This is a genomic window from Streptomyces sp. BK208 (assembly GCF_004364245.1).
GTDB lineage: Bacteria > Actinomycetota > Actinomycetes > Streptomycetales > Streptomycetaceae > Streptomyces.
This window is the reverse complement of sequence record NZ_SOAV01000014.1, coordinates 267,035-274,625: the sequence shown is the minus strand read 5'-3', so window position 1 is coordinate 274,625 and position 7,591 is coordinate 267,035. Positions and strand designations below refer to the sequence as shown.

At 73.7% G+C, this 7,591-nt stretch carries 8 protein-coding genes; all 8 read left to right on the top strand.

What is annotated here, in order from left to right; genetic code table 11:
* A partial coding sequence (locus tag EV562_RS30405; RefSeq protein WP_133890052.1) for a biotin/lipoyl-containing protein occupies positions 1-651 on the top strand: 651 nt, incomplete at its 5' end.
* A gap of 5 nt (positions 652-656) precedes the next feature.
* Positions 657-1,739 carry a questin oxidase family protein gene (locus tag EV562_RS30400; RefSeq protein WP_133890051.1) on the top strand — a complete coding sequence of 361 codons (1,083 nt, stop codon included), beginning with the start codon at positions 657-659 and terminating at the stop codon, positions 1,737-1,739.
* 57 nt (positions 1,740-1,796) lie between these two features.
* Complete coding sequence (locus EV562_RS30395) at positions 1,797-3,263, top strand: FAD-dependent monooxygenase (RefSeq protein ID WP_133890050.1); 1,467 nt, start codon at positions 1,797-1,799, stop codon at positions 3,261-3,263.
* Between the two features lie 42 nt (positions 3,264-3,305).
* Positions 3,306-3,635 carry a TcmI family type II polyketide cyclase gene (locus EV562_RS30390; RefSeq protein ID WP_133890049.1) on the top strand — a complete coding sequence of 110 codons (330 nt, stop codon included), beginning with the start codon at positions 3,306-3,308 and terminating at the stop codon, positions 3,633-3,635.
* A complete protein-coding gene (locus EV562_RS30385) occupies positions 3,632-4,903 on the top strand; it encodes a beta-ketoacyl-[acyl-carrier-protein] synthase family protein (protein WP_133890048.1) in 1,272 nt (423 codons plus the stop codon). Before EV562_RS30390 ends, EV562_RS30385 begins: the two co-directional genes overlap by 4 nt.
* Positions 4,900-6,117, top strand: coding sequence for a ketosynthase chain-length factor (locus EV562_RS30380; protein WP_133890047.1), 1,218 nt, complete (start codon positions 4,900-4,902; stop codon positions 6,115-6,117). Before EV562_RS30385 ends, EV562_RS30380 begins: the two co-directional genes overlap by 4 nt.
* A gap of 300 nt (positions 6,118-6,417) precedes the next feature.
* Positions 6,418-6,690, top strand: coding sequence for an acyl carrier protein (locus tag EV562_RS30375; protein ID WP_133890046.1), 273 nt, complete (start codon positions 6,418-6,420; stop codon positions 6,688-6,690).
* Positions 6,691-6,803: 113 nt separating this feature from the next.
* A complete protein-coding gene (gene fabG, locus EV562_RS30370) occupies positions 6,804-7,589 on the top strand; it encodes a 3-oxoacyl-ACP reductase FabG (RefSeq protein WP_133890045.1) in 786 nt (261 codons plus the stop codon).
* Positions 7,590-7,591: the final 2 nt, after the last annotated feature.

The following is a 7,591-nucleotide window of genomic DNA, read 5'->3' as shown; positions in this document are numbered from 1 at the left end:
ATCGGCCCCGCCTGGGACTCCCTGCTGGCCAAACTCGTCATCACCGGCCGCACCCGCGAGGAAGCCCTCCAGCGCGCCGCCCGCGCCCTGGACGAGTTCACCGTCGAGGGCATGGCCACCGCCATCCCCTTCCACCGCGCCGTCGTCCGCGATCCGGCCTTCGCACCCGAACTCACCGGCTCCACCGACCCCTTCACGGTCCACACCCGCTGGATCGAGACCGAGTTCGTCAACGACATCAAGCCCTTCACCGCGCCCGCCGACACCGACACCGACGAGGACTCCGGACGCGAGACGGTCGTCGTCGAGGTCGGCGGCAAACGCCTGGAAGTCTCCCTGCCCTCCTCCCTCGGCATGTCCCTGGCCCGCACCGGCCTCGCGGCCGGCGCCCGCCCCAAACGCCGCGCGGCCAAGAAGTCCGGGCCCGCCGCCTCCGGCGACACCCTCGCCTCCCCCATGCAGGGCACCATCGTCAAGATCGCCGTCGAAGAGGGCCAGGAAGTCCAGGAAGGCGACCTGATCGTCGTCCTCGAAGCCATGAAGATGGAACAGCCCCTCAACGCCCACAAGTCCGGCACCATCAAGAGCCTCAGCGCCGAGGTCGGCGCCTCCCTCACCTCCGGCGCCGCCATCTGCGAGATCAAGGACTGACGGCCATGGCAGCACTCAGCTACTCCGAAGCCGTGAGCGAGGCGCTGGAACGTCTGCGTCCGGTCGGTTTCGAGCACGGCAGAAGCTTCGTGAACCACGCTCCGATGGCCGCCGAAGCCCTCGCGCACATGGGATACGCCGACGAGGTGCCGGCCTGGGTCGAACGGAACCTGCGCAGCCGCTCCTACCACGACGTTCCCGAGCGCCGCTGGCCCATCGACCCCGACGACCCCGGTGACTGGCGGGCCGCGCTCGGCGACTTCTCCCGGGTGGCCGACTGGACGGCGCTCTTCGAGCGGGAGCTGGCGCTGGGCCCGTGGACCGGGGTGCTGGCTCGCTGGTGGCCCCGGCTGCTGCCGGGCATGTCCGCGGTGCTCACCCACGGAGTGATCCGTACCGCGCACGCGGTCCGGGCCGTAGCCGCCGCCCCCGGCGACAACCGGCTCCAGCTGGGCGAGTTGGCGCAGGGCCTCGGCTACTGGGCCGCCCGCCACTCGACCCACGGCATCGTCGCCGACCCCGACGACGCGGCGGACCGCGAGGCGGCGGGCCCCGGCGCGCCGTCGCTCCCCGGCGACGTGACCGGCCCCGGCGATGCCGCGGGCCCGGGCGGCGACCCCGCCGGACGGGACCTCGGACGCGCCCCGGACGCCGGGCACGACGGAGGCGACGGACGCGACGAGGTCGCCCGTGACCTGGACGCGCTCGTCGCCGAGTACGCCGGGATCTACGCCACCGCCGCCCAGCACCACCCGGTCCCCCTGATCCACGCGGTCACCGGGCCCGCCGCGGTGCGCCTGGTCGTCGGCCACCTGCCACCCGCCCAGCGCCGCCCCTCGTACCTGACCGCGCGGGCCGTCAGCCGCACGATGCTCGACTGGTTCCGCACGGCGCCCGGCCCCGCCACCCCGGCGCCGGCCGCCCCGCCCGCCCTGTCGGAGGTCTTCGCCCGGGCCGTGGAGATCGGCGACGAGCACACCATCAAGCTCGCCGAGGTCGCGGTGCGCCACGAGGCGTTCGCGCCGGACCCCCGGCACGCGGCGGCGGCGCACCTGGCGAACCGGGCCATCGGGCGCCTGTCCCGCTGATCCGCCCCACACCCGTTCCCTGCCCCGCCCGCCGGCGGGGAGTTCCCGAGGAGTGTCATGGACGCACAAGTCATCGTCGTGGGCGCCGGGCCGGCCGGCATGATGCTCGCGGGCGAGCTGCGGCTCGCGGGCGTCGACGTCGTCGTACTGGAGAAGCTCGCCGCACGCACCGGAGAGTCACGGGGCCTCGGCTTCACCGCACGCACCATGGAGGTCTTCGACCAGCGGGGCCTGCTGTCCCGCTTCGGGGACATCGAGGTCAGCAACGTGGGCCACTTCGGGGGCCTGCCGGTGGACTTCGGCGTGCTGGACGGCGCCCACCAGGCGGCCAAGAGTGTTCCGCAGTCGGCCACCGAGACCGTCCTGGAGGAGTGGTGCACCCGGCTCGGCGCCGACCTGCGGCGCCGCCACGAGGTGCGGTCCGTCACGGAGAAGGAGGACTGCGTCGAGGTCGAGGTGAACGGCCCCGACGGGGTGGAGCGGCTGCGGTGCGAGTACCTGGTCGGCTGCGACGGCGGCCGCTCGGTGATCCGCAAGAAGGCCGGCTTCGACTTCCCGGGCACGCCCTCGACCCTCGAGATGTACCTCGCCGACGTCAAGGGCGTGGACCTGCAGCCCCGGATGATCGGCGAGACCCTCGAAGGCGGCATGGTCATGGTCGGCCCGCTGCCCGGCGGGATCACCCGGCTGATCGTGTGCGAGCGCGGCACCCCGCCGAAGCGGCGCGAGCAGCCCCCGGCCTGGGACGAGGTCTCCGCGGCCTGGCAGCGGCTGACCGGCGACGACATCTCGCACGCCGAGCCGGTGTGGCTGTCCGCCTTCGGCGACGGCACCCGGCAGGTCTCCGAGTACCGGCGCGGCCGGGTCTTCCTGGCCGGCGACTCCGCCCACATCCACCTCCCGGCCGGCGGCCAGGGCATGAACACCAGCATCCAGGACTCGGTGAACCTCGGCTGGAAGCTCGGCGCCGTGGTGCGCGGCCGGGCCCCCGAGTCGCTGCTCGACAGCTACCACGCCGAACGCCACCCGGTGGGGGAGCGGCTGCTGATGAACACCCGGGCCCAGGGACTGCTGTTCCTGTCCGGACCCGAGGTGCAGCCGCTGCGCGACGTGCTGACCGAACTGATCCGGTATCCCGAGGTCGCCCGGCACTTCGCGGCGATGGTCTCGGGACTGGAGATCAGGTACGACCTCGACGGCGGCTCCCACCCGCTGCTCGGCCGGCGCCTGCCGGACGTGGAGCTGAGCGGCCACAAGCTGCTGTCCCGCAGCACCGAGGCGCTGCGCGCCGGGCGCGGTGTGCTGCTGGACCTCGCCGACAACGGCCGGCTGCGCGAGCGGGCCCGGCCCTGGCTGGACCGGATCGACGTCGTCACCGCCACCCCCGTACTGCCCGGGGACAGCGCCCTGGCCCGCACCACCTCCGTACTGGTCCGCCCCGACGGCTACGTGGCCTGGGCGGCCCCCGGCAGCCACGCCGACCTGCCCATGGCCCTGGAGCGCTGGTTCGGACCGGCCCGCTGACCCGTCCGCCCGCACCCGCCCCACCCGCCCAGAGGAGAGACCATGCACAGCACGTTGATCGTCGCCCGGATGGACCCGGGCAGCAGCACCGAGGTCGCCCGGCTCTTCGGCGAGTTCGACGGCACCGAGATGCCCCACCTGATGGGCACCCGGCGCCGCCAGCTCTTCGCCTACCGCGGCCTCTACTTCCACCTGCAGGACTTCGACGGCGACAACGGCGGCGAGCTGATCGAGCAGGCCAAGACCGACGACAGGTTCGTCCGGATCAGCGCGGACCTCAAGCCGTTCATCGAGGCGTACGATCCCGCGACCTGGCGTTCCCCCGCCGACGCGGTCGCCACCCGCTTCTACGACTGGGAGGGCCGGGCGTGAGCGCCAGACGAGTGGTCATCACGGGCGTCGGCGTCACCGCGCCCGGAGGGGTGGGCCGCAAGAACTTCTGGAGCCTGCTCAGCGAGGGCCGCACCGCCACCCGCGGGATCACCTTCTTCGACCCCTCCGCCTTCCGGTCCAGGGTCGCCGCCGAGATCGACTTCGATCCCGAGGACCACGGACTGAGCCCCCAGGAGATCCGCCGGATGGACCGGGCGGCCCAACTGGCGGTGGTCACCGCCCGCGAGGCGCTCGCCGACAGCGGACTCGACCTGTCCGGCGCCGACCCGCACCGGGTCGGGGTCACCATCGGCAGCGCGGTCGGCGCGACCATGGGCCTCGACCAGGAGTACCGCGTCGTCAGCGACGGCGGCCGGCTGGACCTGGTGGACCACCGGTACGCGGTGCCGCACCTGTACAACTACCTCGTCCCCAGCTCCCTGGCCGCCGAGGTGGCGTGGGCGGCGGGCGCCGAGGGCCCGGCCACGGTCGTCTCCACCGGCTGCACCTCCGGGCTGGACTCCGTCGGCCACGCGGTGGAGCTGATCCGCGAGGGTTCGGCGTGCGCCATGGTGGCGGGCGCCACCGACGCGCCCATCTCACCCATCACCCTGGCCTGCTTCGACGCCATCAAGGCCACCACCCCCCGCAACGACGACCCGGAACACGCCTCGCGGCCCTTCGACGGCACGCGCAACGGTTTCGTGCTCGGCGAGGGCTCGGCGGTGTTCGTGCTGGAGGAGCTGGAGGCCGCCCGGCGGCGCGGCGCGCACATCTACGCCGAGATCGCCGGCTACGCCTCGCGCTGCAACGCCTTCCACATGACGGGGCTGCGCCCGGACGGCGCCGAGATGGCCGAGGCCATCACGGTCGCGCTGGACGAGGCCCGGCTCAACCCGGAGGCCGTGGACTACGTCAACGCGCACGGTTCGGGCACCAAGCAGAACGACCGCCACGAGACCGCCGCCTTCAAGAAGAGCCTGGGCGAGCACGCCTACCGGACCCCGGTCTCCTCCATCAAGTCCATGGTCGGACACTCGCTCGGCGCGATCGGCTCGATCGAGATCGCCGCCTCGGTCCTCGCCATGGAGCACGGCGTGGTGCCGCCGACGGCCAACCTGCACACCCCCGACCCCGAGTGCGACCTCGACTACGTGCCGCTGACGGCGCGCGAGCACCGCACCGACGCGGTGCTGACCGTCGGCAGCGGGTTCGGCGGCTTCCAGAGCGCGATGGTGCTCGCCCGACCGGAGAGGAGCGCCGCATGAGCACGGCCACCGCACGGACCGTGGTGACGGGGCTCGGCATCGCCGCGCCCAACGGCCTGGGCACGGCCGACTACTGGGCCGCCACCCGGGCCGGGAAGAGCGGCATCGCCCGCATCACCCGCTTCGACCCGTCGTCGTACCCGGCGCGGCTGGCCGGGGAGGTGCCCGGCTTCAACGCGGCCGACCATCTGCCCAACCGGCTGCTGGCGCAGACCGACCGGATGACCCGGCTCGCCCTCGTGGCGGCCGACTGGGCGCTGGCCGACGCCGGCACCGGACCGGCCGACCTGCCCGCCTACGACATGGGCGTGGTCACCGCCAGCTCCTCCGGCGGCTTCGAGTTCGGCCAGGGAGAGCTGCGCAACCTGTGGGGCCGGGGCAGTCAGTACGTGTCCGCCTACCAGTCCTTCGCCTGGTTCTACGCCGTCAACAGCGGTCAGATCTCCATCCGCAACGGCATGAAGGGCCCGAGCGGCGTCCTCGTCTCCGACCAGGCGGGCGGGCTTGACGCGCTGGCGCACGCGCGGCGGCAGATCCGCAAGGGCACCCGGCTGATCATGTCCGGGTCGATCGACGCCTCGATCTGCCCCTGGGGCTGGGTGGCCCAGCTGGCCGGCGGCCGGCTGACCACCGAGCAGGAGCCCGAGCGCGCCTATCTGCCCTTCGACGCCGCGGCGAGCGGACACGTGCCGGCCGAGGGCGGCGCACTGCTCGTCCTGGAGTCGGAACGGTCGGCGGCGCAGCGGGGCGTCCGGGTGTACGGCGAGATCGCGGGCTACGGAGCCACGTTCGACCCCGCTCCCGGCAGCGGCCGGCCCCCGGGCCTGCGCAAGGCGATCGAACTCGCCCTCGGTGACGCGGGCGTGGACGCGGGCGACGTCGACGTCGTCTTCGCGGACGCGGCCGCCGTGCCGGAGCTGGACCGGGCGGAGGCGGACGCGCTCAACGCCGTGTTCGGACCGCACGGCGTCCCGGTCACCGCGCCCAAGACGATGACCGGCCGCCTCTACTCGGGCGCCGCCCCGCTGGACGTGGCGACCGCCCTGCTCGCCGCCCGGGACGGCCTCGTACCCGCCACCACCAACGTCGACCCGGACACCTCCTACGACCTCGACCTGGTCACCGAGCCGCGTCCCGCCGACCTGCGCACCGCCCTGGTCCTCGCCCGGGGCGAGTGCGGCTTCAACTCGGCCCTGGTGGTCCGCACCCCCTGACGCCCCGCCCCACCGGCTTCCCGGGACGTCACGCCCCCCCACGAGCACGACCGGCCGCCGCCCCGGACGGGCGCCCCGGCCTTCCCTCGCACCGGCCGGCATCCGCCCGGCCCCGGCGCACGCCCGGCCCCGGCGGGGCCGGTCTCCCGTGCTCCCCCAGAACGCGCCCGCCCGCCCGGTCCACCATCCGCGTCCCCCACGCCGGACCGGGCGGGCGGGCGTCAGAGCCGCCCGCCCACGTCCGTCCGCGCCCCCGGGGCCCGCCCGGGGGCGCGGAGCACCGACAGAGAGGACCCACCCATGCCCACGCAGTCCTTCACCCTCGACGACCTCCGGCGCGTCCTGCTCGAGGCCGCCGGCGCCGACGAGAGCGTGGATCTCGACGGCGACATCCTCGACACCGACTTCGAGGAGCTGAGCTACGAGTCCCTGGCCATTCTCGAGACCTGCGGCCGCATAGAGCGGGAGTACGGCATCTCGCTCGACGACTCCGTGGTGACCGAGGCGAAGACGCCCCGGGCCCTGCTGAGTCTGGTCAACACCCAGCTCGCCGGCGTGACCGCCGCCGCCTGACCCGCCTGCCCCGGACCCCCACTGCCCGTCGCGGCCGGGTTCCCCCCCTCGCCCGGCCGCGGCGGCCCCCCGGACGCAGCCGCCCACCCAGTACCCACAAGGGAGTACCAGTCATGTCCGACAAGCATCAGCGGGTCGCCCTCGTCTCCGGGGCCACCAGCGGAATCGGCCGCGCCGCCGCGCGGCTGCTGGCCGAGCAGGGGCACCGGGTCTTCATCGGCTCCCGCGATCCCGAGAACGTCAGCAGCACCGTGAAGGAACTGCGCGCCGAGGGCCTGGAGGTCGACGGCTCCGTCCTCGACGTCCGCTCCGCGCTGTCGATCGAGACCTTCGTCCAGTCCGCCGTGGACCGCTACGGAACCGTGGACGTCCTGGTCAACAACGCGGGCCGGTCCGGCGGCGGCGTCACCGCCGACATCGACGACGAACTCTGGTACGACGTCGTCGAGACCAACCTGAACAGCGTCTTCCGGCTGACCCGCGCCGTCCTGACCACCGGCGGCATGCGCGGCAAGGACCGCGGCCGGATCATCAACATCGCCTCCACCGCCGGCAAGCAGGGCGTCGTGCTCGGTGCCCCGTACTCCGCCTCCAAGCACGGAGTGGTCGGTTTCACCAAGGCCCTCGGCAACGAACTCGCCCCCACCGGCATCACCGTCAACGCCGTCTGCCCCGGCTACGTGGAGACGCCGATGGCGCAGCGCGTGCGCGCCGGGTACGCCGCCGCCTACGACACCACCGAGGACGCCATCCTCGACAAGTTCACCGCGAAGATCCCGCTCGGGCGCTACTCCACCCCCGAGGAGGTCGCCGGCCTCGTCGGCTACCTCGCCTCCGACACCGCCGCGTCCATCACCGCACAGGCCCTGAACGTGTGCGGCGGCCTCGGCAACTTCTGAAC

Excerpts from the sequence above, each read along its gene's own strand:
- EV562_RS30400 (WP_133890051.1), top strand. The coding sequence starts at position 657 with ATGGCAGCACTCAGCTACTCCGAAGCCGTGAGCGAGGCGCTGGAACGT.
- EV562_RS30395 (WP_133890050.1), top strand. The coding sequence starts at position 1,797 with ATGGACGCACAAGTCATCGTCGTGGGCGCCGGGCCGGCCGGCATGATG.
- EV562_RS30390 (WP_133890049.1), top strand. The coding sequence starts at position 3,306 with ATGCACAGCACGTTGATCGTCGCCCGGATGGACCCGGGCAGCAGCACC.
- EV562_RS30380 (WP_133890047.1), top strand. The coding sequence starts at position 4,900 with ATGAGCACGGCCACCGCACGGACCGTGGTGACGGGGCTCGGCATCGCC.
- EV562_RS30375 (WP_133890046.1), top strand. The coding sequence starts at position 6,418 with ATGCCCACGCAGTCCTTCACCCTCGACGACCTCCGGCGCGTCCTGCTC.
- fabG (WP_133890045.1), top strand. The coding sequence starts at position 6,804 with ATGTCCGACAAGCATCAGCGGGTCGCCCTCGTCTCCGGGGCCACCAGC.